At 62.5% G+C, this 22,385-nt stretch carries 25 protein-coding genes and 2 tRNA genes; 20 read left to right on the forward strand and 7 right to left on the reverse strand.

Going from position 1 to position 22,385, the window contains the following annotated elements; genetic code table 11:
• Window positions 1-78: 78 nt before the first annotated feature.
• From ACS0VV_RS05160 to ACS0VV_RS05195, 8 genes are all read left to right on the forward strand, one after another.
• Complete coding sequence (locus ACS0VV_RS05160) at window positions 79-1,074, forward strand: NAD-dependent epimerase/dehydratase family protein (RefSeq protein ID WP_483531658.1); 996 nt, start codon at window positions 79-81, stop codon at window positions 1,072-1,074.
• A 38-nt stretch (window positions 1,075-1,112) separates the two neighbouring features.
• The gene (thyA, locus tag ACS0VV_RS05165) at window positions 1,113-2,069 is read left to right on the forward strand and encodes a thymidylate synthase (protein WP_483531659.1); all 957 of its coding nucleotides are present in this window, start codon (window positions 1,113-1,115) and stop codon (window positions 2,067-2,069) included.
• Window positions 2,070-2,173: 104 nt separating this feature from the next.
• The gene (locus ACS0VV_RS05170; RefSeq protein ID WP_483531660.1) at window positions 2,174-3,466 is read left to right on the forward strand and encodes a thiamine pyrophosphate-dependent enzyme; all 1,293 of its coding nucleotides are present in this window, start codon (window positions 2,174-2,176) and stop codon (window positions 3,464-3,466) included.
• Entirely contained in the window at window positions 3,463-4,524 is a 1,062-nt protein-coding gene (locus ACS0VV_RS05175) for an alpha-ketoacid dehydrogenase subunit beta (protein WP_483531661.1), read from the forward strand. Before ACS0VV_RS05170 ends, ACS0VV_RS05175 begins: the two co-directional genes overlap by 4 nt.
• A 5-nt stretch (window positions 4,525-4,529) precedes the next feature.
• Complete coding sequence (locus ACS0VV_RS05180) at window positions 4,530-5,834, forward strand: dihydrolipoamide acetyltransferase family protein (RefSeq protein WP_483531662.1); 1,305 nt, start codon at window positions 4,530-4,532, stop codon at window positions 5,832-5,834.
• Window positions 5,835-5,930: 96 nt separating this feature from the next.
• Window positions 5,931-6,007, forward strand: a tRNA-Asp gene (locus ACS0VV_RS05185).
• 55 nt (window positions 6,008-6,062) lie between these two features.
• The gene (locus ACS0VV_RS05190) at window positions 6,063-7,214 is read left to right on the forward strand and encodes an iron-containing alcohol dehydrogenase (protein WP_483531663.1); all 1,152 of its coding nucleotides are present in this window, start codon (window positions 6,063-6,065) and stop codon (window positions 7,212-7,214) included.
• Window positions 7,211-7,645: an acyl-CoA thioesterase gene (locus ACS0VV_RS05195; RefSeq protein WP_483531664.1), complete on the forward strand. Its 435-nt coding sequence runs from the start codon at window positions 7,211-7,213 to the stop codon at window positions 7,643-7,645. The genes ACS0VV_RS05190 and ACS0VV_RS05195 overlap by 4 nt, the downstream gene beginning before the upstream one ends.
• Here the strand turns inward: ACS0VV_RS05195 and ACS0VV_RS05200 are convergent.
• From ACS0VV_RS05200 to ACS0VV_RS05215, 4 genes are all read right to left on the reverse strand, one after another.
• Complete coding sequence (locus ACS0VV_RS05200) at window positions 7,642-7,875, reverse strand: DUF2842 domain-containing protein (protein WP_483531665.1); 234 nt, start codon at window positions 7,873-7,875, stop codon at window positions 7,642-7,644. The genes ACS0VV_RS05195 and ACS0VV_RS05200 overlap by 4 nt on opposite strands.
• Window positions 7,875-8,456, reverse strand: a complete 582-nt coding sequence (locus tag ACS0VV_RS05205; protein ID WP_483531666.1) for a 5-formyltetrahydrofolate cyclo-ligase — start codon at window positions 8,454-8,456, stop codon at window positions 7,875-7,877. The genes ACS0VV_RS05200 and ACS0VV_RS05205 overlap by 1 nt, the downstream gene beginning before the upstream one ends.
• A gap of 481 nt (window positions 8,457-8,937) precedes the next feature.
• The gene (locus tag ACS0VV_RS05210) at window positions 8,938-9,240 is read right to left on the reverse strand and encodes a cell division protein ZapA (RefSeq protein ID WP_483531667.1); all 303 of its coding nucleotides are present in this window, start codon (window positions 9,238-9,240) and stop codon (window positions 8,938-8,940) included.
• Window positions 9,237-9,467: a hypothetical protein gene (locus ACS0VV_RS05215; protein WP_483531668.1), complete on the reverse strand. Its 231-nt coding sequence runs from the start codon at window positions 9,465-9,467 to the stop codon at window positions 9,237-9,239. The genes ACS0VV_RS05210 and ACS0VV_RS05215 overlap by 4 nt, the downstream gene beginning before the upstream one ends.
• Before the next feature lie 191 nt (window positions 9,468-9,658).
• Here ACS0VV_RS05215 and tkt point away from each other — a divergent pair, with 191 nt between their 5' ends.
• The 4 genes from tkt (at window position 9,659) to ACS0VV_RS05235 (ending at window position 14,658) form a co-directional block, all read left to right on the forward strand.
• The gene (gene tkt, locus ACS0VV_RS05220) at window positions 9,659-11,641 is read left to right on the forward strand and encodes a transketolase (protein ID WP_483531669.1); all 1,983 of its coding nucleotides are present in this window, start codon (window positions 9,659-9,661) and stop codon (window positions 11,639-11,641) included.
• Window positions 11,642-11,656: 15 nt separating this feature from the next.
• On the forward strand, window positions 11,657-12,664 hold the full coding sequence (gene gap / locus ACS0VV_RS05225; protein WP_483531670.1) for a type I glyceraldehyde-3-phosphate dehydrogenase: 1,008 nt from the start codon (window positions 11,657-11,659) through the stop codon (window positions 12,662-12,664).
• A gap of 145 nt (window positions 12,665-12,809) precedes the next feature.
• Entirely contained in the window at window positions 12,810-14,012 is a 1,203-nt protein-coding gene (locus ACS0VV_RS05230) for a phosphoglycerate kinase (protein ID WP_483531671.1), read from the forward strand.
• Between the two features lie 4 nt (window positions 14,013-14,016).
• Complete coding sequence (locus ACS0VV_RS05235) at window positions 14,017-14,658, forward strand: 2OG-Fe(II) oxygenase family protein (protein ID WP_483531672.1); 642 nt, start codon at window positions 14,017-14,019, stop codon at window positions 14,656-14,658.
• On the opposite strand, the gene ACS0VV_RS05240 is transcribed toward ACS0VV_RS05235, so the two are convergent.
• The gene (locus ACS0VV_RS05240; protein ID WP_483531673.1) at window positions 14,630-15,004 is read right to left on the reverse strand and encodes a hypothetical protein; all 375 of its coding nucleotides are present in this window, start codon (window positions 15,002-15,004) and stop codon (window positions 14,630-14,632) included. The two genes, ACS0VV_RS05235 and ACS0VV_RS05240, sit on opposite strands and share 29 nt — an antisense overlap.
• A 274-nt stretch (window positions 15,005-15,278) precedes the next feature.
• Between ACS0VV_RS05240 and ACS0VV_RS05245 the strand changes: the two genes are divergently transcribed.
• From ACS0VV_RS05245 to ACS0VV_RS05255, 3 genes are read left to right on the forward strand one after another with little or no spacing between them, the layout of a single operon-like run.
• Complete coding sequence (locus tag ACS0VV_RS05245) at window positions 15,279-16,166, forward strand: fructose bisphosphate aldolase (RefSeq protein WP_483531674.1); 888 nt, start codon at window positions 15,279-15,281, stop codon at window positions 16,164-16,166.
• Window positions 16,167-16,173: 7 nt separating this feature from the next.
• Entirely contained in the window at window positions 16,174-16,791 is a 618-nt protein-coding gene (thiE, locus tag ACS0VV_RS05250) for a thiamine phosphate synthase (RefSeq protein WP_483531675.1), read from the forward strand.
• A gap of 5 nt (window positions 16,792-16,796) precedes the next feature.
• Complete coding sequence (locus tag ACS0VV_RS05255) at window positions 16,797-17,363, forward strand: YdcF family protein (RefSeq protein ID WP_483531676.1); 567 nt, start codon at window positions 16,797-16,799, stop codon at window positions 17,361-17,363.
• Window positions 17,364-17,368: 5 nt separating this feature from the next.
• Here ACS0VV_RS05255 and ACS0VV_RS05260 read toward each other — a convergent pair whose 3' ends face one another.
• Window positions 17,369-17,725 (reverse strand): elongation factor P, encoded by a 357-nt coding sequence (locus tag ACS0VV_RS05260; RefSeq protein ID WP_483531677.1) that lies wholly within the window; start codon window positions 17,723-17,725, stop codon window positions 17,369-17,371.
• Window positions 17,726-17,879: 154 nt separating this feature from the next.
• Between ACS0VV_RS05260 and efp the strand changes: the two genes are divergently transcribed.
• The 5 genes from efp to ACS0VV_RS05285 all read left to right on the forward strand — a co-directional run bounded on the left by efp (window position 17,880) and on the right by ACS0VV_RS05285 (window position 21,681).
• On the forward strand, window positions 17,880-18,443 hold the full coding sequence (gene efp, locus ACS0VV_RS05265; RefSeq protein WP_483531678.1) for an elongation factor P: 564 nt from the start codon (window positions 17,880-17,882) through the stop codon (window positions 18,441-18,443).
• 24 nt (window positions 18,444-18,467) lie between these two features.
• Window positions 18,468-18,815, forward strand: a complete 348-nt coding sequence (locus tag ACS0VV_RS05270; protein WP_483531679.1) for a hypothetical protein — start codon at window positions 18,468-18,470, stop codon at window positions 18,813-18,815.
• Window positions 18,816-18,834: 19 nt separating this feature from the next.
• Window positions 18,835-19,659: an inositol monophosphatase family protein gene (locus ACS0VV_RS05275; protein ID WP_483531680.1), complete on the forward strand. Its 825-nt coding sequence runs from the start codon at window positions 18,835-18,837 to the stop codon at window positions 19,657-19,659.
• 22 nt (window positions 19,660-19,681) lie between these two features.
• Window positions 19,682-19,766, forward strand: a tRNA-Leu gene (locus tag ACS0VV_RS05280).
• Between the two features lie 82 nt (window positions 19,767-19,848).
• On the forward strand, window positions 19,849-21,681 hold the full coding sequence (locus ACS0VV_RS05285; protein WP_483531681.1) for an SLC13 family permease: 1,833 nt from the start codon (window positions 19,849-19,851) through the stop codon (window positions 21,679-21,681).
• Between the two features lie 2 nt (window positions 21,682-21,683).
• On the opposite strand, the gene ACS0VV_RS05290 is transcribed toward ACS0VV_RS05285, so the two are convergent.
• Window positions 21,684-22,196, reverse strand: a complete 513-nt coding sequence (locus ACS0VV_RS05290; protein WP_483531682.1) for a hypothetical protein — start codon at window positions 22,194-22,196, stop codon at window positions 21,684-21,686.
• Between the last annotated feature and the right edge of the window lie 189 nt (window positions 22,197-22,385).

Below are 22,385 nucleotides of genomic sequence, written 5' to 3' on the forward strand. Positions count from 1 at the left end.
CATCCTAACGATAAAGTGCCATTGCGGGAGCGTGCGTGCGGCCCCATGTCGAGGGTCACGACAGGAGGCAATTGCACAATGCGGGTAGTGGTAACAGGCGTTGCAGGCTTTATCGGCGCGGCACTGGCGGAAACGCTGCTTGCGCGCGGTGACAGCGTGATCGGCATCGACAATTGCAACGATTATTACGATCCGCAGCTGAAATTCGACCGCATCAACCGTGTCGAGCGCGGGGGCGGGGATTTCGTTTTCCACCAGCTTGATTTCGCAGACATGGCTGCACTCACCGACGCACTGGAGGGCGAGGCGTTTGACGCCATCGTGCATCTGGGTGCGCAGGCAGGTGTGCGATACTCGCTCGAAAATCCGGCGGCCTATGTGCAGAGCAATCTGGTGGGCCATGCCAATATGCTCGAACTGGCGCGGCATCGCGAAGTCGCGCATCTGGTCTATGCCAGCTCGTCGAGCGTCTATGGCGGCAATGACAAGCTGCCCTTCAGCGTGGACGATCGCGCCGATCATCCGGTCAGCCTCTATGCCGCGACCAAACGCGCTGATGAAATGCTGAGCGAAAGCTACGCGCATCTCTACCGCATCCCACAGACCGGGCTGCGCTTCTTCACCGTCTACGGCCCCTGGGGTCGGCCGGATATGGCGATGTGGATTTTTACGAAGAAGATCCTCGCCGGAGAGCCGATTCCGGTGTTCAACAAGGGCGAGATGTGGCGCGATTTCACCTATATCGATGACATTATCGCGGGCGTTGTCGCCGCGCTCGACAATCCGCCCAAGGATGACGGCACGCACAAGGCGGGCGGAAGCGCCAAGCCGCACGCCATCTACAATATCGGCAACCACCGCTCCGAAAAGCTGACGCGGCTTATCGAGCTGATCGGCGAAGCGTGCGGGCGCGAGGTGGCGATCGACTGGCAGCCGATGCAAAAGGGCGATGTCACCCGCACCTATGCCGATATCGACGCGATCCAGCGCGATCTGGGCTATGCGCCGACGACCAGCATTGATGTGGGCGTGCCGCGTTTTGTGGAGTGGTATCGCGGGTATCACGGGGTCTGACAGTGGCGCGCGTGCGCGGGTGATGCTAGCCCATCCGCATGAGCGAATCCCCCAGACATCCCGAATGGCAATATCTCGACCTGATGCGCCACATCTGGGAGCATGGGGACGAGCGGATGGACCGCACGGGCGTTGGCACGCGTTCGGTTTTCGGGACGATGCTGCGCTTCGATCTGGGCGACAACCGCATTCCCTTGCTCACGACCAAACGGGTGTTCTGGAAGGCGGCAGTGCGCGAGATGCTGTGGTTCCTTACCGGCGACACCAATATCCAGCCGCTGCTCAAGCAGGGCGTGAAGATCTGGAGCGACTGGCCGCTCGCCAAATACCGGCAGAAGACGGGTGAGGATGTTTCACAGGACGATTTCGAGGCGCGGATTGTCGAGGATGATGCTTTCGCGAAGAACTGGGGTGATCTCGGCCCGGTCTATGGCAAGCAATGGGTTGACTGGCCGACTTACCAATACGGGCCCGACGGCAAGTATACGAAGGGGCCGGGCATCAACCAGGTCGCCGAGGTCGTCGAAAGCCTGAAGACCAATCCCGGCAGCCGCCGCCACATCATCGAAGGCTGGAACGTCGCGGAGCTTGACCGCATGGCGCTGCCGCCCTGCCACAAGACCTACCAGTTTCATGTTTCTGACTCTGGGCGAGGCGAGGGCGATGCGGCACGTCTCAATTGCCTGCTCTATCAGCGCAGCTGCGATGTCGCGCTTGGCCTGCCGTTCAACCTTGTCGGCGCGGCGGTGCTGACCCGGATGATGGCGGCGCAGACGGGTTTGCAGCCCGGAGAGCTGGTGTGGAGCGGGGGCGATACGCACCTTTATCTCAACCACACCGATCTGGTCGAAGAGCAGCTGACGCGGGAACCGGCGGGCGAACCGCGGCTTTCCCTGCTAAGGGTGCCGGAGACTATTTTCGATTACCGCTTCGAGGATTTCGAAGTGAGCGATTACACGCCGCAGGGCATTCTGCGCGCGCCGGTGGCGGTGTAACACGCACCGGATTGACGGTTTCAGGCGTAACTAATATAAATGCGCCAACATAAAACAATCTAACGCGGGCGGAGTCCCTCTCCGCCGCCTTTTGGGAGAGCAGCATGGCCAAGGCCGGCAAGGATCAGGGCAGCAACCGCCCCGCGCTTGCGCTCCATGTGCCCGAGCCGAAATACCGGCCCGGCGACACGGTCGATTTCAGCGATTTGCACATCAGCCAGCCAGGTGCGCAACCGCGCCCGGACGAGGCGTGTGCGGCGCGCGAAACCTACCCGCTTTGCGATGATCTTATCCGCGTGCTGGGTGATGACAACAAGGCGCACGGGCCCTGGGACCCGCGCCTCGATGCCGATACGCTCCGCCGGATGCTGCGCGAAATGGCGCTGGTGCGCGCTTTTGACGGGCGGATGTACCGCGCGCAGCGGCAGGGCAAGACCAGCTTCTACATGAAGTGTACCGGTGAAGAGGCGACCAGCGTCTGCGCCACCCACGCGCTGGCCGGGGACGATATGATCTTCCCCAGTTACCGCCAGCAGGGCTGCCTGATCGCGCGCGGCTACTCGCCGGTCGAGATGATCAACCAGATCTATTCGAACAAGGGAGACAAGCTAAAGGGCCGCCAGCTGCCGATCATGTATTGCTCGAAGCGTTTGAGCTTCTTCACCATCAGCGGCAATCTGGCGACCCAGCTGCCGCAGGCGGTGGGCTTTGCCATGGCCAGCGCCAGCAAGGGCGATTCGCGCATCGCGGCAACCTGGGTGGGCGAGGGAAGCACGGCGGAAGGTGACTTTCACTCCGCCATGACCTTCGCCACTGTCTACAACGCGCCGGTGATTTTCAACGTCATCAACAACCAGTGGGCGATTTCGAGCTTCTCCGGTTTTGCCGGGGCCGAGCGCGCGACCTTTGCTGCGCGCGCCATCGGCTATGGCATGGCGGGCCTACGGGTGGACGGCAATGATCCGCTCGCGGTCTATGCCGCCGAACGCTGGGCCGCGGACCGCGCGCGCAGCAATGGTGGGCCGACGCTGATCGAACATTTCACCTACCGCGCCGAGGGCCACTCGACCTCGGATGACCCCTCCGCCTACCGCTCCGCCGAGGAGCGCGACGAATGGCCGCTGGGCGATCCCGTCATGCGGCTCAAAAACCACCTCATTGCGCTGGGCGAATGGTCGGAAGAACAGCAGGAGGCGCAGGATGCCGAGCTCGACCAGCTGGTGAAAGACGCGCAGAAAGAGGCGGAGAAGAACGGCATTCTCGGCCACGGTCTGCACCATCCCTTCGCCACCATGTTCGAAGATGTGTTCGAGGAACTGCCCTGGCATCTCAAGGAACAGAGCGAGCAGGCAATCCGCGAACGCGCGATCAAATGGCCGGAGGGCCCCGCAGAATGAGCCAGACCGACACCACGCTGTCAGCCGCCGCCGAAGCGGGCGAGGCCAAGCACATGAACATGATCGAGGCGATCAATTCCGCGCTCGACGTCATGCTCGCCCGCGATCCCGATGTGATCCTGTTGGGCGAGGATATCGGCTATTTCGGCGGCGTTTTCCGCTGCACCGCCGGTTTGCAGGAAAAGCACGGCAAGACCCGCGTGTTCGATACGCCGATTTCCGAATGCGGCATTATCGGCGTCGCGGTGGGGATGGGCGCTTACGGCCTGCGCCCCGTGCCCGAAATCCAATTCGCCGATTACATCTATCCCGGTCTCGACCAGCTTATTTCCGAAGCGGCGCGCCTGCGTTACCGCTCGGCAGGCGAGTTCATCGCGCCGATGACGGTGCGCAGCCCGTTTGGCGGCGGCATTTTCGGCGGGCAGACGCACTCGCAAAGCCCGGAAGCGATCTTCACCCATGTCTCGGGCCTGAAAACGGTGATTCCGGCGACGCCCTATGATGCCAAGGGTCTGCTGATCAGCTGCATCGAAGACAACGATCCGGTCATCTTCTTCGAACCCAAGCGCATCTATAACGGCCCGTTTGACGGCTATTACGACAAGCCCGCTAAAAGCTGGAAAGGCCGCGATGATGCGCAGGTACCGGAGGGGTATTACAAGGTGCCGCTCGGCAAGGCGCGCAAAGTCACCGAAGGCGACCAGCTCACGATCCTCGCCTATGGCACCATGGTGCACGTCTCCGAAGCGGTGTGCCGCGAGAAGGGCGTGGAGGCCGAAATCCTTGACCTGCGCACGCTCGTCCCGCTCGATATCGAAGCGATCGAAGCCTCGGTCGAGCGCACCGGCCGCTGCCTGATCGTGCACGAAGCGACCCGCACCAGCGGCTTCGGCGCGGAACTTTCGGCGCTCGTGACCGAACGCTGTTTCTACCACCTCGAAGCGCCGGTCGAGCGCGTCACCGGCTTCGACACACCCTATCCGCACAGCCTCGAATGGGCCTATTTCCCCGGCCCCGTCCGCATTGGCGAGGCTATCGACAAGATTCTGGCAGAGTAAGCGACATGGCAAAATACACGCACCCCATGCCCGATATCGGCGAAGGCATCACCGAAGCGGAAATTGTGACCTGGCAGAAGAAGGTCGGCGATATGGTCCATGAAGACGAGGAAGTCGTCGACATGATGACCGACAAGGCGACCGTGCCGCTGGAAAGCCCGGTGACCGGCCGTCTGGTCGAAATTGCGGGCGAGGCGGGCGATATGGTCGCCATTGGTAGCCCGATCTTCGTCATCGAAGTCCAAGGCGATGTGCCCGAGGATGTGGTTGAGGAAGCGGCTGAGGCTCCGGCTCCTGTTCCCGCGCCTGCTCCTGCGCCTGAACCTGTGGAGGAAAAGCCCCTTCCCCGTGGGGAAGGGGTTGGGGATGGGGGGTCTGCGTCAGAATCCTCGGAAACCCACCCCCCGGCCCCCTCCCGTGCGGGAGGGGGAGAGAAAGTCCTCGCCACCCCAGCCGTCCGCGCGCGCGCCAAGGATCTCGGCATTGACCTCGCACAGGTCAAACCCGCCGAGGATGGCCGCATCCGCCACGCCGATCTCGATGCCTTTATCAGCTACACCGGCGGCTTCTCCGGTGCCGGCAAAGCCCGCGCTGACGAGACGATCAAAGTCATCGGCCTGCGCAAACGCATCGCCGAGAATATGCAGGCGGCCAAGCGCAACATCCCGCATTTCACCTATGTCGAGGAATGCGATGTCACCGAGCTGGAGCGCACCCGCGCGCAGCTCAATGAAAATCGAGGCGCCAAAGGGCAGGAACGCCCCAAGCTGACCATGCTTCCACTGCTCATCACGGCGATCTGCAAGGTGCTGCCCGATTTCCCGATGATCAACGCCCGTTTCGATGACGAGGCCAAGGTCGTCACCCGCCATGGCAGCGTGCATCTGGGCATGGCGACCATGACCGATAACGGCTTGATGGTGCCGGTGATCCGCGATGCGCAGGGCAAGAACCTGTTCCAGCTTGCCAGCGAAATCACCCGCCTTGCCAATGCTGCGCGCGATGGCAGCGCGAAGTCGGAAGAATTGTCCGGCTCGACGCTGACCATCACCTCGCTCGGCCCGCTGGGCGGTGTGGCGACGACGCCGGTCATCAACCGTCCCGAAGTCGCGATCATAGGCCCGAATCGCATTGTCGAGCGGCCCATGTTCGTCACCGGCGCGGACGGGGTCGAGCGGATCGAGAAGCGCAAGCTGATGAACATCTCGATCAGCTGCGATCACCGCGTGGTCGACGGCTATGACGCGGCGGCTTTCGTGCAGGCGCTGAAGAAACTGATCGAGGCTCCGGCAACGATTCTGGCGGGGTAGAAAAAGAGTTCAAAAAGCCGCGCGCAATGTGTTGACACCCTATCGGGGCTCCACTAAACGCGCGGCTCCCAAGAGGCGCTATCGTCGCTTAAATGCGCGGGTGTAGCTCAGTTGGTTAGAGTATCGGCCTGTCACGCCGAGGGTCGCGGGTTCAAGTCCCGTCACTCGCGCCACTTGGGACATTTCTCCTTCTTGCCACCAATCGCGTGAACCGCCATTGCTGCGGGCATGAGCGATTTCACCTTCAATTACGGCCCCCGCGTCGTCTCCGGCATCGGGGCGAGCGCAGAGCTTGCTCCGCTTCTGCCCGAGGGGCCGGTGCTGTTCGTCACCGACGCGAATTTGCGCGCGATCGGGCTGTGTGATGCGGCGCTGGCGGGGCTTGCCGGGCGCGAGGTTGCTGTCTTTGACGATGTGCAGGAAGACCCCGCCGAAGCGAGCGTGCTGGCGGCGGTGGAGCAGGGGCGCGCGATGGGCGCGGCGTCGGTGGTCGGCTTTGGCGGCGGCTCGCCAATGGATGTCGCCAAGGCGGCGGCCTATCTGCTCGGCAGCGGGGACGATATTGCGGAGATTTACGGCGTCGGCCTCGCCAAGGGGCAGGGTCTGCCATTGGTGCTCGTCCCCACCACGGCAGGCACGGGCAGCGAGGCGACGACGATCAGTATTCTCACCGTCGGCGAGACAGCGAAGAAAGGCATCGTTTCGCCTGCGCTCTACGCCGATGTCGCGGTGCTCGATGCGAGCCTTACCACCGGCCTCCCGCGCCATGTGACGGCGGCCACCGGCATCGACGCGATGGTGCACGCGATCGAGGCCTACACCACCAAACATCTGAAAAACCCTATTTCGGATGCGCTGGCGAAAGAGGCGCTGGGGCTGCTCTATCGCAACCTGCTGGTCGCCTGTGACGAGCCGGACAATCTCGACGCGCGCGATGCAATGCTGCGCGGCAGCTATCTCGCGGGTGTTGCCTTCGCCAATGCACCATGCGCCGGAGTCCACGCGCTGGCCTATCCGCTCGGCGGGCATTTTCACGTGCCGCACGGCCATTCCAACGCGCTGATGATGGAGCAGGTGCTCAAGCACAATCTCCCCGCCGCGCGCGAAATGTATGCCGAGCTGGCGCCCGTGATCTCGCCTGATCTGGCGGGGAAGAAAACACGCATCGGCACCGGCTTCCTCGCGGATACCTTCGTCAGCGATATGCGCGATATGGCGCGGGCGAGCGGGCTGCAACTGCGTTTGCGCGATGTCGGCATAGGAGCCGGGCATCTCGATCTGCTGGCGGACGAGGCAATGAAGCAGGAGCGGCTGCTGGTGAACAATCCGGTCGAAATCACCCGCGACGATGCGCGGCGGATGTATGAGGCGGCACTTTGACAGACCGGCCCGCACCCAAGACACGCAGCGCCTACAAGGCCTTCCGCGCCATTCCCACGCGCTGGGCGGATAATGACGTCTACGGCCACGTGAACAATGTCGTCTATTATTCGTGGTTCGACACGGCGGTGAACGCCGAACTGGTCGAGCGCGGCGTGCTCGATATCGAAGGCGGTGCCGTGATCGGCCTCGTGGTCGAAACGCAATGCCGCTATTTCGCGCCGCTCGCTTTTCCGCAGACTGTTGAAGCGGGCGTGCGTGTGGCGAAGCTCGGCACCTCGAGCGTGCGCTACGAGGTCGGGATATTCGCGCAAGGCAGCGAGGAACCGGCGGCGGAGGGGCATTTCATTCACGTCTATGTGGATCGCGACACGCGCAGGCCGGTGCCCTTGCCGGAGGATTGGCGGGCGGTTTTGGAAAGCCTCGCCTAGCTCTTGTCTTTCGGCACACCCCAATTGCCCGTTTCCATCCAGATCAGGAAATTGCGCAAGGGAAGCAGCCATACGACACCAAGCACGGTATAGACCAGCGCCTGCACGATCCCCGGCCAGTCCCCGATCAGCTCGGGCGCGTAGCGGGCGATGATGATGGCGTAGACCATTAGCACGGTCAGAAGGCCGAGAATGCCGACGGGGATGCGCCAGGTGGGTTCTGTCCGCATCAGAACGGGCCGTAGACGCGGGTTGTGGTGACAATGGCGGTCAATGGCATATCGTGATCCTCCAGCGGCAATTCGTCCACTTTCTGCACATCCCAAGCGAGCCCGATGGCAATCGTTCCCGGATGCGCGGCGAGCCAGCGGTCGTAATAACCGCCACCCTGGCCCAGCCTGTGCCCGCTATCGGTAAAGCCGACAAGCGGGACGAAAAGCACCTGCGGGGCGACTTGCGGCGCATCGCTGGCGGGTTGCATGATACCGTGCAGGCCTTCCTCCAGATCAGCTTCGCCAAACGGATCGGTGTGCGCGTGAAAGGCCATCGCGCCATCGCCGTCGACGCGGGGGAGGGCGATGGCGTGGCCTTGCTCCATAAAGAACCGCGCATAGGCGGAGGCGGGGGCTTCGCCATCGATGGCGCGGTAGAGGCCTAGGGTTGCGCGTTCGGGGATGAGTTCCATCACCGGCGCGGGTGGGCGGCGGAAGACCAGCGCGCTCACCGCATCGGGCAGCGCAGCAACGTGCTCGCGGCGGGCCTTGCGGAGATTGGTGCGCAATTGCGCCTTGTCTTGCACGTGTTCAGTCACACCCACTCCACTCATGTCGAGCCTGTCGAAGGATTGTTCGTAGTTTCCAAGGTTCCGCTAGAAGAAAAAGCAATGCTTCGACAAGGTTCTCCTGAGCTTGTCGAAGGGCTCAGCATGAGCGGCTTTCTGGGTTTCTGCCCTCGAGTAGCGGAGCGATAGGGCACAAACCCGCCCTCAAGTAGCGGAGCGATAGGGCAAAAACCCGCCCTCAAGTAGCGGGGCGATAGGGCAAAAACCCGCCCTCAAGTAGCGGAGCGATAGGGCAAAAAGTTATGTAGCGGATCCACCATGGGTCGTTTTCCTGGAAATCCTCTGACGCCTCAACGTCAGGTGGGCGCCATATGCACCGACACCACAGCCGAACTGGTGCGCCGGACAGGGACAGCTCCCATGGATTTTGCTTATAGCCTCAGGGATTTTCACTCCGGATCGTGCCGGGCAGAACCGCCGCTTTCCTATGTAGGGAGCAGCGCAGCACTTCTCAAGCAGGATCGCCGTCGACGCTGTCGGCCAGCTCTTCCATCCGGCCTGCCAGCGCCTCCAACTGTACCGCAAACGCCTCGCCCGGGGCGGCGGGGGCGCCGTTGGTTGCCTCGTGCAATTCGTCGGCCAGCAGCAGCGCGGCATAGAGCAGGATGCGTTCGGGCGACTGTCCGCCCAGCGTATCGAGCTTGGCCAGCTTATCGTTGATCGACGCGCCGAGCATTTCGATATGCGCTTCCTCGCCCGCAGCGCAGGCGATGGTGTACTTGCGCCCGGCAATGTCCAGCGTGACATTGCTCATGTCGCGGCATCCTTTTCGAGCGTGCCCAACACCGCCTCAATCTGCGCCAGCGCAGCACCGGCCTCGGCCTGGAGGGCATCGTATTTCGCCTGCAATTCCGGATCGCCACCGCCGCCATTTCCGAACGGCAGGCCGGGCGCAATCCGTGCCGCCTCGATACGGCGCAAAGCGGCCTCGATCCGGGCGAGGGCGCGCTGCATCCTTTCGGCAGGTGAATTGTCGCTCATAGCAGGGAGAGAATTAACCCGATTGGCAACAAGAGCAAAGCCTTGGGCATCAAAGCTGTGAATATCCCTCATGCGCGCGGCATGGCGAAACGTCGCAAGCGGCGCCGTCTTGCTTGACCTGACACGCTGCCCCCACCACACAGCCCCTAACCGAATCGCCTCCCCCAGAGAGGCGAGCGCAGGAGTATAGAATGAGCGACGCCGACACCCGTTTCAGCAATATGGCCAACGCCATCCGCGCGCTTTCGATGGATGCGGTGCAGGCGGCCAATTCGGGGCACCCGGGTATGCCGATGGGCATGGCCGATGTGGCGACGGTGTTGTGGCAGGACTATCTGAAATTCGATCCCAAGGCTCCTGACTGGGCCGATCGCGACCGCTTCGTTTTGAGCGCAGGCCACGGATCAATGCTGATCTACTCGCTGCTCTGGCTCTCGGGCTACGAAAGCCCCACGCTGGAGGACATCAAGAATTTCCGCCAGCTCGGCAGTCCATGCGCGGGGCATCCCGAAAACTTCCTCATCCCCGGTGTCGAAGCGACCACCGGCCCGCTGGGGCAGGGTCTGGCGATGAGCGTCGGCATGGCGATGGCGGAGCGGCATCTGAATGCCGTTTTCGGAGACGAGCAGGTCGACCACCGCACCTGGGTGATCGCGGGTGACGGGTGCCTGATGGAAGGCATCAACCACGAAGCGATTGGCCTTGCCGGACACCTGAAACTCGGCCGCCTGATCGTGCTGTGGGATGACAACAATATCACGATTGACGGCGCGGTGAGCCTGTCCTCTTCGGAAGACATCCCCGCGCGCTACGCAGCGACCGGTTGGCACGTGACGAGCTGCGACGGGCACGATCCCGCCAGCATCCGCAAGGCGATTGACGAAGCGGTCGCCGAAACCGGCAAGCCCTCGCTGGTGCGCTGCACCACGGTGATCGGCAAGGGCTCGCCAAACAAAGGCGGGACGAGCGGCGTCCACGGCTCGCCTTTGGGCGAGGCCGAGGTCGCTGCCGCGCGCAAGGAGCTGGGTTGGGAACACGATCCCTTCGTGATCCCCGACGAAATCCTCGCCGATTGGCGCGCCACCGGCGCGCGCGGCGGGGAAGCGCATTGCGAATGGCAGGGCCGCCTCAATGCCAGCGAGCACAAGCCCGAGTTCGAGCGCCGCATGGCGGGCGAATTGCCGCCGCGCTTCTCGCTCGCCAGTTACACCCAAGGCCTGATGAAGAACCCGCAAAAGGTCGCCACCCGCAAGGCGAGCGAAATGGCGCTCGAACAGATCAACGGCAAACTGCCCGAGACCATTGGCGGCAGTGCTGACCTCACCGGTTCGAACAACACCAAGGCGGGCGGCATCGGGCCTCTGACCGCAGAGGATTATTCGGGCCGCTATGTCTATTACGGCATCCGCGAATTCGGCATGGCAGCGGCGATGAACGGCATGGCGCTACATGGCGGCGTGACCGCTTATGGCGGCACCTTCCTGATCTTTACCGACTATGCCCGCGGCGCGATCCGCCTCTCGGCGCTGCAACAGGTGCCGGTTGTCTATGTCATGACGCATGACAGCATCGGGCTGGGCGAGGACGGGCCGACGCATCAGCCGATCGAGCATTTGCAGAGCCTCCGGGCGATGCCGAACATTCTCGTGATGCGCCCCGCCGATGCGGTGGAGACAGCCGAGTGCTGGGAAATCGCGCTGCGCCAGACCGACCGGCCTTCGGTAATCGCGCTCAGCCGCCAGAACCTGCCGCAAGTGCGCAACGCGCCCGACGAGGTCGACCAGTGCGGCCTTGGCGCCTACCGCCTCAAGCGCGCGGGCAACAAGCGCGGCGTGGTGCTGATGGCGACCGGTTCGGAAGTCTCGCTCGCGCTCGAATGCGCAGACCGGCTGGAGAAGGAAGGCATCGGCGCCGATGTCGTCTCGATGGTCTGCACCGAGCTGTTTGACGAGCAGGACGCCGCTTACAAAGCCGATATGCTGCCCGCAGACGTATGCAAGGTTTCGATTGAAGCCGGGACGACCTATGGGTGGGAACGGTATACGGGATTGGACGGCATGAATTTCGGCATCGACCGCTTTGGCGCATCGGCACCGGCGGAACAGCTTTACGCCAAATTCGGCCTGACGGCGGACGCAATCGTTCCGCAAATTATCAGCAAGATCAACGGATAAGCAGGAGTTCTGACTATGGCGACCAAAGTTTCGATCAACGGTTTCGGGCGTATCGGACGCCTCGTGGCGCGCGCCATTCTGGAGCGGGACGATCACGATCTGGAGCTGGTGGCGATCAACGATCTGGCCGACACCAACGCCAACGCCCTGCTGTTCGGTTTCGATTCCACCCATGGCCGCTTCCCCGGCACGGTAGAAGTCGATGGCAATACGCTGGTGGTGAACGGCAAGCGCATTGCCGTGACCAGCGAGCGCAATCCGGGCGACCTGCCGCATGGCGAAATGGGCGTCGACATCGTGCTCGAATGCACCGGCTTCTTCCAGAGCGACGAGGCCTGCCGCCCGCATCTGGAAGCGGGTGCCAAGCGCGTGCTGATCTCGGCGCCTGCCAAGGGCGTTTCCGCCACCATCGTTTACGGCGTGAACCACGATGTGCTGACCGCAGACGATGTGATCGTCTCCAACGCCAGCTGCACCACCAACTGCCTCTCGCCGGTGGCCAAGGTGCTGCACGATACGGTGGGAATCGAGCGCGGTTTCATGACCACGATCCACTCCTACACCAATGACCAGCGTATGCTTGACCAGATGCACAGCGATATGCGTCGCGCGCGCGGCGGGGCGCAGAACATGATCCCGACCACCACCGGCGCTGCCCGTGCGGTCGGCCTGGTACTGCCCGAACTCGCCGGCAAGCTGGACGGGTCTTCGGTGCGTGTGCCGACCCCCAACGTGTCGCTGATTGATCTCGTTTTCACCCCCAGCCGCGAAACCACGGCAGAGGAAATGAACGCCGCGCTGAAGGCCGCTGCCGAAGGCGCGATGAAGGGCGTTCTCGACTACACCGATAAACCGCTCGTTTCGAGCGACTTCAACCACCACCCGGCGTCTTCGACCGTGGACTCGCTGGAGACCGCCGTGCTCGAAGGCAAGCTGTGCCGCGTGGTGAGCTGGTACGACAATGAATGGGGCTTCTCCAACCGCATGATCGACACGGCGGGCAAGATGGCTTCGTTTTTGTAAGGTCATTCCTCCCCGGAACGGGGAGGGGGACCATCCGCAGGATGGTGGAGGGGCGCCCGCCTCCGTTCGGAGCTTGATCAGGTGCCCCTCCACCCCGCTTCGCGCGGTCCCCCTCCCCCGGTGGGGGAGGATTTGGGAGTGACCAATGCCCTCGTTCAAAACCCTCGATGATCTGCCCCAAGACCTGAGCGGCCAGCGTGCGCTGGTGCGGGTGGATCTCAATCTGCCGATGAAGGACGGGCAGGCGACCGATCTGACCCGCGTTACCGCCGTCGCGCCGACCATACTCGAACTCGCCGATCGCGGCGCGAAAGTGCTGCTGCTCGCGCATTACGGGCGGCCCAAGGGCGATCGGCATTCGACCATGAGCCTCAGCATGGTGCAGGGCGATCTTGAGCGGGTGCTGGACCGCGAAGTGATGTTCATTCCCGAAGTCGCCGGACCGGTGGCGGCACAGGCGATCGATATCCTGCGGCCCGGCGATATCGGTCTGCTGGAAAACACCCGTTTCTGGCCGGGCGAGGAAGCCAATGACGCCGATTTCGCCAAGAGCATCGCTGCCAATGGCGATATCTATGTCAATGACGCTTTCAGCGCCGCGCACCGCGCCCATGCCAGCACCGAAGGCATCGCGCATCTGCTGCCCGCCTATGCCGGGCGAGCGATGGAGAAGGAACTGAAGGCTTTGGACGCTGCACTCGGCACGCCGCAGCCGCCGGTCGCCGCCGTTGTCGGCGGAGCGAAAGTCAGCACCAAGCTGGCCGTGCTCGAAAACCTCTCCCGCAAGGTGCAGCATCTCATCATCGGCGGCGGGATGGCGAACACCTTCCTTGCAGCGAACGGGGTGAATGTCGGCAAGAGCCTGTGCGAGCATGATCTCACCGACACTGCCCGCGCCATTATGGATGCCGCCGACGAGGCAGGCTGCACGATCCACTTGCCCTATGATGTGGTGGTTTCCAAGGAATTCGCCGCCAATCCGCCGTCCCTGCGCATCTGCAACGTCCACGAAGTCGCCGAAGACGAGATGATCCTCGATGTCGGCCCGCTCGCGGTCGAGGCTTTGGGCGATGTGCTCAAGACCTGCGCCACTCTGGTGTGGAACGGCCCGCTGGGCGCGTTCGAGACCCCGCCCTTCGACGAGGCGACCGTGGCACTCGCCAAGACCGCTGCGGCGCTGACGCAGGCGGGCGCGCTGGTGTCGGTCGCGGGCGGCGGCGACACCGTGGCCGCGCTCGCCCATGCAGGCGTGACCGAGGATGTGACCTATATCTCGACCGCAGGCGGTGCGTTCCTCGAATGGATGGAAGGCAAGGAACTGCCGGGCGTGGCGGCGCTCAGCGCCTGACGCCATGCCGCAGACCAACCAGCTCTTTCCCACGCCCTTCATCATTGACCGGCTGAACAGCGAGCAGGGCCTTGCCATGCTGCGCGATGCCATTTTCGCCGCGATGGACCGCGACAAGACGGGTTTGGCGATCAGCAATATTGGCGGCTGGCATTCGGGCACGGATATGCTCGAATGGGGCGGCGAAGCGGCACGGGCGCTGGTGTTCAAGGCGATGACCATGGCGGACGACGCCTGCATCGATATCAAGTCGCCGGAGGAGAGCCGCTTTGGCTGGCTCCCGCAAATGTGGGCCAATGTCAGTACGAAAGGCAATGCCAACCAGTATCATGCCCACCCGGGCAGCTATTGGTCAGCCGTCGCTTATGTCGATGACGGCTATGAAGGCGATAGTGATCCCGCGCTCGGCGGAGAGCTGCAACTGCTCGATCCGCGCAGTCCGATGGTGCAGATGGCTGCGCCCGATCTGCGCCTCAAGGCGGAAGGTGGCGGGGCGCAATTGCACGAGATTTCGGTGCGTCCGCAAACGGGCATGATCGTGCTGTTTCCCAGCTGGCTGCAACACGCGGTGCGGCCGTTCTATGGCGAGGGCACGCGCATTTCCGTGGCGATCAACCTCACTGCCGGACTGAAGAAGCCGCACTAGAGATTAGGCGGCCTTCGTAGGACAGGCGATACTCTTCCGCACGAACGGGCTCGCCACCGGCCATTTGTCCAGGCTCTCCCGCAACGAGGCTGATCGACCATCCCCGCACGCTTTGCGGATCGCCCAAGGTCAGGGGCACTGTCTCGCGCCAGCCCGCACCATCCACGCGGGTTTCGATCACCAGCCGCCCCGGCCACACACAGCGCGCATTGATGGGACAGCGCGAATCCTCGACAACGCGCATCGGCGTGACAACCACATCGCCCACCGCAACCGGCTGGCCGAGCGCCACGGCGCTGCCCGCAGGCATGGGCTGGCCCCCGGCAACGATCGGCGCATCGGGCACCGTGGCGCAGGCGGACAGGGAAAAAGCAAGGGCAAGAAGTGCGGCAGTTTGTTTCATCGGTCGTATATGGCACTCTGCTCGCTTTCATCGTGCTGAACGCTTCGGCAAGACGAGGCAGAGGCCGCAAAATCGCTTTCCTACACAGCGCAATCGGTGCTCGCAGCAGGCCCGCCTTACGATACTGCACACGGGCAAACTTCGTAAACTTGCACTCGTGCGAATCGCAGCATAGGAGCCGGTTTCGAATTCGTATTCGCGAGAGGGAGCTTGCCACATGAACACCGCCGAAATGACCGCCAAGATCGCCGCCGGGCAGGGCTTTATCGCCGCGCTTGACCAGTCGGGCGGATCCACCCCCAAGGCGCTGCGCGGCTATGGCGTGTCGGACGACGAATGGTCGGGCGAGGAGGAGATGTTCGGCAAGATCCACGAGATGCGCAGCCGTGTCATCACCGCACCCAGTTTTGCCAATGGCAAGGTGATCGGCGCGATCCTGTTCGAACGGACGATGGATGGCGATGTGGGCGGCCAGCCGACCGCCGATGCACTGAAAGCGCGCGGCGTGGTGCCTTTCATCAAGGTCGATCAGGGGCTGGAGGACGAGGCCGACGGTGTGCAGCTGATGAAGCCGCTCGACAAGCTGCCCGCGCTGCTCGAGAAATCGGTCGCCAAGGGGATGTTCGGCACCAAGATGCGCTCGGTGATCAAATCGGCCAATCCGGCAGGGATCGCCAAGATTGTCGCGCAGCAATTCGAAGTCGGTCAGCAAATCATCGCGGCCGGGCTGATGCCGATGCTGGAGCCGGAATACGACATTACTGCAGATGACCGCGCGGAAGGCGAGGAAATCCTCAAGGCGGAGATTCTGAAGAACCTTGATGCTCTGCCCGAAGGCCAGCAGATCATGCTCAAGCTCTCGATCCCCAAGACGCCGGGGCTATACACCGATCTGCTCGATCACCCCAAAGTGCTACAGGTGGTGGCGCTGTCGGGTGGCTATTCGACCGACGAGGCGTGTGCGGAACTGGCCAAGAACCCGAAGATGATTGCCAGCTTCAGCCGGGGCCTGTTGCAGGATTTGCGCGCCGGGCAGAGCGATGCCGAATTCGACGCCGCCTTGGGCAAGGCGATTGACCAGATCTGCGCCGCTTCGATCTGTTGATACGCCCATGTCCGATTGCCAGCTCTATCTGATCTCGCCGCAAGACGTCGGCGGCGACTTTCCCGACCGGCTCGACCGCGCATTGGCGGCCGGGGAGGGGCTGGCAACCGCGTTCCAGTTCCGCGTGAAGGACGTTGACCAGCACGAGGCGGCGCGGCTCGCAGCGCCCTTGCTGGAAATCTGCCGCGCCCGCGATGTTGCGTTTATCGTTAACGATTCGGTTTCGCTCGCCAAAAGGCTGAAGGCGGACGGAGTGCATCTCGGCCAAGGCGACGGCGATGTGCGCGAGGCGCGCGAAGAGCTCGGCCGTGAAATGCAGATCGGCGTCACCTGCCACGCCAGCCGCCATCTGGCGATGGAAGCGGGCGAGGCGGGAGCGGACTATGTCGCTTTCGGCGCTTTCTTTCCCAGCGAAACCAAGGCGAGCGAACACCGGCCGGACGAAGAACTGCTCCGCTTCTGGAGCGGGTTGTTCGAAATCCCCTGTGTCGCGATTGGTGGCATCACGCCCGACAATTGCGCGCCCTTGGTGGAGGCCGGCGCGGATTTCCTCGCAGTAAGCCATGCAGTCTGGGGCGGGGATGAAGTCGCGGCGATCGAGGCTTTTGCCGCCAAGCTGAAATGAAGCGGTTGCGGCTGATAATACCGCTAGTCGTTCTCGGCTGGCTGGGCGCGATTGCAGTGTGGATTGCAAGCGGGCCGGAGGAAATGCCCGAAGCGCGAGCCGACGCCGCCATCGTGCTTGGCGCTGCGGTTGAGGGTGACACACCGACGCCCGTCTTCCAGGCACGGATCGACCATGCGGTCACCCTCTATCGCGAAGGGCGCGTGCAGGCGCTGATTTTCACCGGAGCCCGATCCAAAGAGGATGCGCTCGCCGAAAGTGAAGCGGCACGCAATGCAGCGTTGGCGGCGGGTGTGCCGGAAGCGGCGATCCTAATCGAGACGGAATCGCTCACAACCATGCACAATCTCGTCGAAGCGCAGCTGGTGATGCGCGATGCGGGTCTTGAGAGCGCGATTATCGTTTCTGATCCGATTCACTTGCGCAGGGCGATGGCGATGGCGGATGCACTGGGTATCGAAGCCACGCCCAGTGCAACATCACTGACCCGCTACCGCTCATGGCGCACCAAAGCACCATTCCTTCTACGCGAAGTCTACTTCATGCACCATTTCTGGATATTCGGGGAGTAATGCCTTTACGCTCCGGCGCGGCGCACACAACGCAGGCGACCCGGCGCGCCGTTTTCGATCTTGCGCAGGAAGCCCTGGCCTTCGATCGCATAGCGCGTGCCGTTGCGCGGTCCGCTAGTCATTGTGAGGATATCGCCGCGTCGCAGATAGGTTCCTTCGCCCTGCGGCGAGGAATAGCGCGAGGCGCTGGTGATGGTGAAGCTTTCCTGTGGCTGCGCTACACCAACAGCGCCCGCAGCGTCTCCGGGAAGCTCGCAGCTATAGGTGCCGCGCTCGATCGTGCCGATCTGTTCCTGCGCCATCGCAGGGACGGCGAAGACAGCCGCCGAGGCGGCAAGGAGAGTGAATGCGATCCGTTTCATGCTGCCCGCTATAGCAGACGCGGCTGAGCATGCCATGAACCGATTGCGCGCTGTCGCACTGGCGCGATAGCACCGCATCCCGCTTGCCGCGACGAGCACCAGCGGCTAGGGCGCGGCCATTCTTTGAAAATCTGACCATAGAGAAGCACAAGCCATGAAGATCAGCGGCGTGGACATCCGTCCCGGCAATATCATCGAATATGAAGGCGGAATCTGGAAAGTCGCCAAGATACAGCACACCCAGCCGGGCAAGGGTGGTGCTTATATGCAGGTGGAAATGAAGAACCTGCAGGACGGACGCAAAACCAATGTCCGCTTCCGCAGCGCCGACACGGTCGAAAAGGTGCGGCTCGATACCAAGGACTATCAATTCCTTTACGAAGATGGGGAGATGCTCATTTTCATGGACACCGACACCTACGAACAGATTACCCTTCCGAGCGACCTGTTGGGCGATGCCCGCCCGTTCTTGCAGGACGGGATGCAGGTAAGCCTCGAACTATGGGAGGAAAAGCCCATCAGCGTGCAGCTTCCTTCCCAGATCGAAGCCATGATTGTCGAGGCTGATGCCGTGGTGAAGGGCCAGACCGCCTCGTCCAGTTACAAGCCCGCAGTGCTTGATAACGGCGTGCGCATTCTGGTGCCGCCGCATATCGAAAGTGGCACGCGCATTGTGGTGGATGTTTACGAACAGACCTATGTCGGCAAAGCGGGCTAAGCCTGGGGCCTAACGGAGCTAACTATGAGCGGTACGCCGCATCCCAAGCTGAGCCACATCGACCTCGCATCGAGCTATATTCTCGGTGTAATCTATGATGATTCCTCGCTGACGCTGGAAATGGAATTCCACGTTCTGGAAGGCCATCCGCGCTACGCGCCACAGGATGACGGCGAATGCTATCTGAAAGGATGCATCCGGTTTGCCGATATCGATGATCTGCGGATGAAGAACGAAAAGCATGAGGATGGCGAGGACGTCAATCTCAGCATCATCAAATCCGCTATGATCGAGGACGATTATTGCTTCATTCACAGCAATATGGGCGAGATTGAGCTGACCGCGCAATCGATCCAGATCATTCTCGACTGAATTTGGAAGGCACAGTTTCATGCCAGCAGTTTCCGGTCTGATCCGGGTTATGGAAAAGGCCGCCCGCAAGGCGGGGGGCCGATTGCGCCGCGATTTCGGCGAAGTCGAGCACTTGCAGGTCAGCCGCAAGGGCCCGAGCGATTTCGTGTCCAAGGCCGACCAAGCGGCAGAGCGCATCCTGTGGGATGAACTCAAGGCTGCGCGCCCCGGCTGGGGCTTCCTGCTGGAAGAAGCGGGCGAGTTGGAAGGCGACGCAGACAAGCCGCGCTTCATCATTGATCCGCTCGATGGCACCAGCAATTTTCTCCACGGCATCCCGCATTTCGCGGTGAGCATCGCCGTGCAGGAGCGCAAGCTCGGTTCGGACGAGTGGGGCGATGTGACCGCGGCAGTGGTCTACCAGCCGATCACCGACCAGACGTTTTGGGCTGAGAAATCGGGCGGGGCGTGGTTGCATGATGCACGTCTGCGGGTGTCGGGGAGGCGGCATCTGGATGAAGCGCTGATTGCCACAGGAACGCCGTTCCAGGGGCATGGCAATTTTGCCGAATGGAACCGGATTTACAACGCGATCGGCCCAAGTGTCGCAGGTATCCGCCGCTTCGGCGCCGCCTCGCTTGATCTGGCGTGGGTGGCGGCTGGCCGTTTCGACGGCTTCTGGGAAAGCGATCTCAGCCCGTGGGACACCGCCGCAGGCTGCCTGCTGGTGCGCGAGGCGGGCGGCTTCGTGACCGATTACCGCGGACGCTCGCAGCAAATCTGTGATGCCCAAGTGATCGCCGGCAACGACCCGCTGCATTCACGCCTGCACAAGACCATTGCGGAAGCGCTGAAGGCGAGCTAACCGCGTTTTCCCGCGTTCAGGTGCCTCTGTGGCGGAATTGGTAGACGCGCTCGACTCAAAATCGAGTTTCTTACGAAGTGCCGGTTCGAGTCCGGCCAGAGGTACCAGCGGGGACAGAAATCGCGCTTAACGGCAGAATGCGCAATTGGCTTGCTTTCTGCCGCCCGCTTTGGGAACGGTGCGGGTGACGTGATAGACGCCCCATCCCCCCACGCGATTGCCGCGATGGCGCTCACCGTTGTCGTGTTCGCCCTGTTCGTGCGCAACCGCATCTCGATCGAGATCGTGTCGCTGCTCGCCATCGCCATCATCGCGGTGGGGCTGTATTTCTATCCGTTGCCGCATACCCAGCAAACCGACGGGCTCGCGCTCGCCTTTGGTGGCTTCGGCCATCCTGCATTGATTACCATCTGTGCGCTTATGATCCTGGGCCGGGGTCTGGTCGTAACCGGAGCACTGGAACCGGCGGCGCTGGTTCTGGAAAGGATCTGGAAGTTCAACCTGCAATTGGGAATGCTCGTTTCGCTGATGCTGGCGATGAGCCTTTCGATGGTGGTAAACGACACGCCTGTGCTGGTCCTGCTGATGCCGATTTTTGTGGCGCTGGCGCAGCGCGGCGCGATGCCGGCTTCCAAAACGCTGATGCCCCTCAATTCCGCCGTGTTGATCGGGGGAATGGCGACCACAATCGGCACATCGACCAATCTGCTGGTCGTCGGGATCGCGCAGGATCTTGGTATGCCGCAAATGTCGGTATTCCACTTTACCTCCATCGTGCTGATGGCAGCGCTGGTGGCCTTGCCGTATCTCTGGTTGGTGATGCCGCGCCTATTGCCGGACAACTCGCCCGAACAGAAGCATGACATAAGGCGTTTCTATAGCCATTTGCGGGTTACTCCCGACAGCCAGCTCGCCGGTCGCCATTTTGACGAGATTACCGATATGCTCCCCGATGCGTTCCGTTTCGAGGAGCGGCCGGCGGGCAAATTCCAGGCCGGGCAGCGGATGCTGATCTCCGGCACGCATGAAGGGCTGGAAAGCGCGATTAGAGTTCTGCGCGGTCAGGTTGCTCCTGCGTGGGTGATCGACCAGATCACCGAACAGGCGCGGAATGCGCGCGAGGATATCCAGGTCGTTGAAATGGTGGTGACCGCCGATAGCCGGATTGTCGGGCGGACACTGGCAAGCTCGGGGATTGCCGACCACTACGGCGTTGCGGTGCTGGGTGTGCACAAGCCGAAGCGGCCGTTCGCCGATGATGTCGCAGATCTTGGCCGCGATATCCGGATTGCCGAGGGTGACGTGCTGCTGGTGATGGGCCTCTCCGCAGGTCTGGAGGCATTTGTCGCCGGAGACAGCCTGTTGCAACTGGAGGGCGTTCGCGAGATGCCGCGCCGGTCGAAGGCGGTGCTGGCAGGAGCAATCATGTTCGGCGCAGTTGCCCTCGCTTCGGTCGGCCTGCCGTGGATTGGGGCGCAAGGGGTCTATCTGGTCAAGGTGCCCATCGCGATTTCCGCGCTGGCGGGGGCGATCCTGATGTTTGTGACCGGCTGCGTGAAGTTTGACCGGGTCGGACGGGCGCTGTCGGGCAAGGTCATTGTGCTTGTGGCCGCCAGCATCGCCATCGGGCGCATTGTTCTCGAAAGTGGTGCGGCGGGTTGGCTGGGAGAGCTGCTTGCGCTGGGTCTCGTCCATCTGAGGCCAGCCTTTGTCCTGATGGCGGTGATGCTGTTCGTGACCGTGCTGACCAATTTCGCATCGAACGCGACGGCGGCGACCGTCGGCACACCAATCGCCTTCGCCATCGCGACCGAGCTGGGATTGCCGCACGAGCCGCTGATCCTGGCGGTGCTGTTCGGCTGCAATCTGTGTTACGCAACGCCGGTGGCGTACCAGACCAATATGCTCATTATGGCAGAGGGCAATTACCGCTTTGGCGATTATGTGCGCACCGGCGTTCCGCTTGTGCTCATTATGGTTGTCACCCTCAGCTTCCTGCTGGTTACGACCTACAATATGTAGCGTCAGGATCGCGGCGGAGCGTCTGCGCTGCGCCCGGAACGGCCTGACCGGCGCGCGGATTCGGCTTCGATGGAAGACTGCTGCTGCGCCCGTTGCTCTGCCGTGCGCGAGCCATTGAGCGCCTCTTCGCTGATCGATTGGAGGAAAATGCGGTAATCCTCCTCGCTCAGGGCGTCGATCCAAGACTGGTCATAGCCCGGGACCGAGCGGCGGCTACCGCGGGCTTCGGGTTGGCGACGCGGATCGGGTCCGTTCCCGCTGCCAGTGCCTACTGGATGGACCGTTGGTGATCCGAAGTTATCGCCGCCCTCGGTGCCGAATGCGCCGACGGGTTCGGCCAGATCATTGCGCACCAGGCCTTGGGAATCTGTGATCGCGGCGCTGGCGCGGCGGAGTTCTTCCTGCTCCTGCCGCTCTTCAACGTGTTCCACAACCGCCCGACGGTTCTCGTCATCGGCAAACATCGCAATCGCCCCGGTCAGACTGATCGTGGCGACGGCAAAATGCTTGTACATTTTGGCAGGGATAGGAGGCTTGGTGAGCTTTGCCATGAGCCGCCTTTAGCGCGCACCGGTTAAGACCTGCTCGGTCGATACGGTTAATTTGTGCTTACCAAAGGCGTGAACCGCATGGCGCACTGTCACCGATGGCGAGGCGGTGTAAAATTTACCGACATTTCATAGGTGGCGACTAATCGGGTGGCT

The organism is Aurantiacibacter sp. KMU-128 (assembly GCF_056933515.1).

What these genes read in the sequence shown, in the direction of transcription:
- ACS0VV_RS05160 (WP_483531658.1), top strand. Translation starts at nt 79, where the DNA reads ATGCGGGTAGTGGTAACAGGCGTTGCAGGCTTTATCGGCGCGGCACTG.
- thyA (WP_483531659.1), top strand. Translation starts at nt 1,113, where the DNA reads ATGAGCGAATCCCCCAGACATCCCGAATGGCAATATCTCGACCTGATG.
- ACS0VV_RS05170 (WP_483531660.1), top strand. Translation starts at nt 2,174, where the DNA reads ATGGCCAAGGCCGGCAAGGATCAGGGCAGCAACCGCCCCGCGCTTGCG.
- ACS0VV_RS05175 (WP_483531661.1), top strand. Translation starts at nt 3,463, where the DNA reads ATGAGCCAGACCGACACCACGCTGTCAGCCGCCGCCGAAGCGGGCGAG.
- ACS0VV_RS05180 (WP_483531662.1), top strand. Translation starts at nt 4,530, where the DNA reads ATGGCAAAATACACGCACCCCATGCCCGATATCGGCGAAGGCATCACC.
- ACS0VV_RS05190 (WP_483531663.1), top strand. Translation starts at nt 6,063, where the DNA reads ATGAGCGATTTCACCTTCAATTACGGCCCCCGCGTCGTCTCCGGCATC.
- ACS0VV_RS05200 (WP_483531665.1), bottom strand. Translation starts at nt 7,875, where the DNA reads ATGCGGACAGAACCCACCTGGCGCATCCCCGTCGGCATTCTCGGCCTT.
- ACS0VV_RS05210 (WP_483531667.1), bottom strand. Translation starts at nt 9,240, where the DNA reads ATGAGCAATGTCACGCTGGACATTGCCGGGCGCAAGTACACCATCGCC.
- ACS0VV_RS05215 (WP_483531668.1), bottom strand. Translation starts at nt 9,467, where the DNA reads ATGAGCGACAATTCACCTGCCGAAAGGATGCAGCGCGCCCTCGCCCGG.
- tkt (WP_483531669.1), top strand. Translation starts at nt 9,659, where the DNA reads ATGAGCGACGCCGACACCCGTTTCAGCAATATGGCCAACGCCATCCGC.
- gap (WP_483531670.1), top strand. Translation starts at nt 11,657, where the DNA reads ATGGCGACCAAAGTTTCGATCAACGGTTTCGGGCGTATCGGACGCCTC.
- ACS0VV_RS05230 (WP_483531671.1), top strand. Translation starts at nt 12,810, where the DNA reads ATGCCCTCGTTCAAAACCCTCGATGATCTGCCCCAAGACCTGAGCGGC.
- ACS0VV_RS05235 (WP_483531672.1), top strand. Translation starts at nt 14,017, where the DNA reads ATGCCGCAGACCAACCAGCTCTTTCCCACGCCCTTCATCATTGACCGG.
- ACS0VV_RS05245 (WP_483531674.1), top strand. Translation starts at nt 15,279, where the DNA reads ATGAACACCGCCGAAATGACCGCCAAGATCGCCGCCGGGCAGGGCTTT.
- thiE (WP_483531675.1), top strand. Translation starts at nt 16,174, where the DNA reads ATGTCCGATTGCCAGCTCTATCTGATCTCGCCGCAAGACGTCGGCGGC.
- ACS0VV_RS05260 (WP_483531677.1), bottom strand. Translation starts at nt 17,725, where the DNA reads ATGAAACGGATCGCATTCACTCTCCTTGCCGCCTCGGCGGCTGTCTTC.
- efp (WP_483531678.1), top strand. Translation starts at nt 17,880, where the DNA reads ATGAAGATCAGCGGCGTGGACATCCGTCCCGGCAATATCATCGAATAT.
- ACS0VV_RS05270 (WP_483531679.1), top strand. Translation starts at nt 18,468, where the DNA reads ATGAGCGGTACGCCGCATCCCAAGCTGAGCCACATCGACCTCGCATCG.
- ACS0VV_RS05275 (WP_483531680.1), top strand. Translation starts at nt 18,835, where the DNA reads ATGCCAGCAGTTTCCGGTCTGATCCGGGTTATGGAAAAGGCCGCCCGC.
- ACS0VV_RS05290 (WP_483531682.1), bottom strand. Translation starts at nt 22,196, where the DNA reads ATGTACAAGCATTTTGCCGTCGCCACGATCAGTCTGACCGGGGCGATT.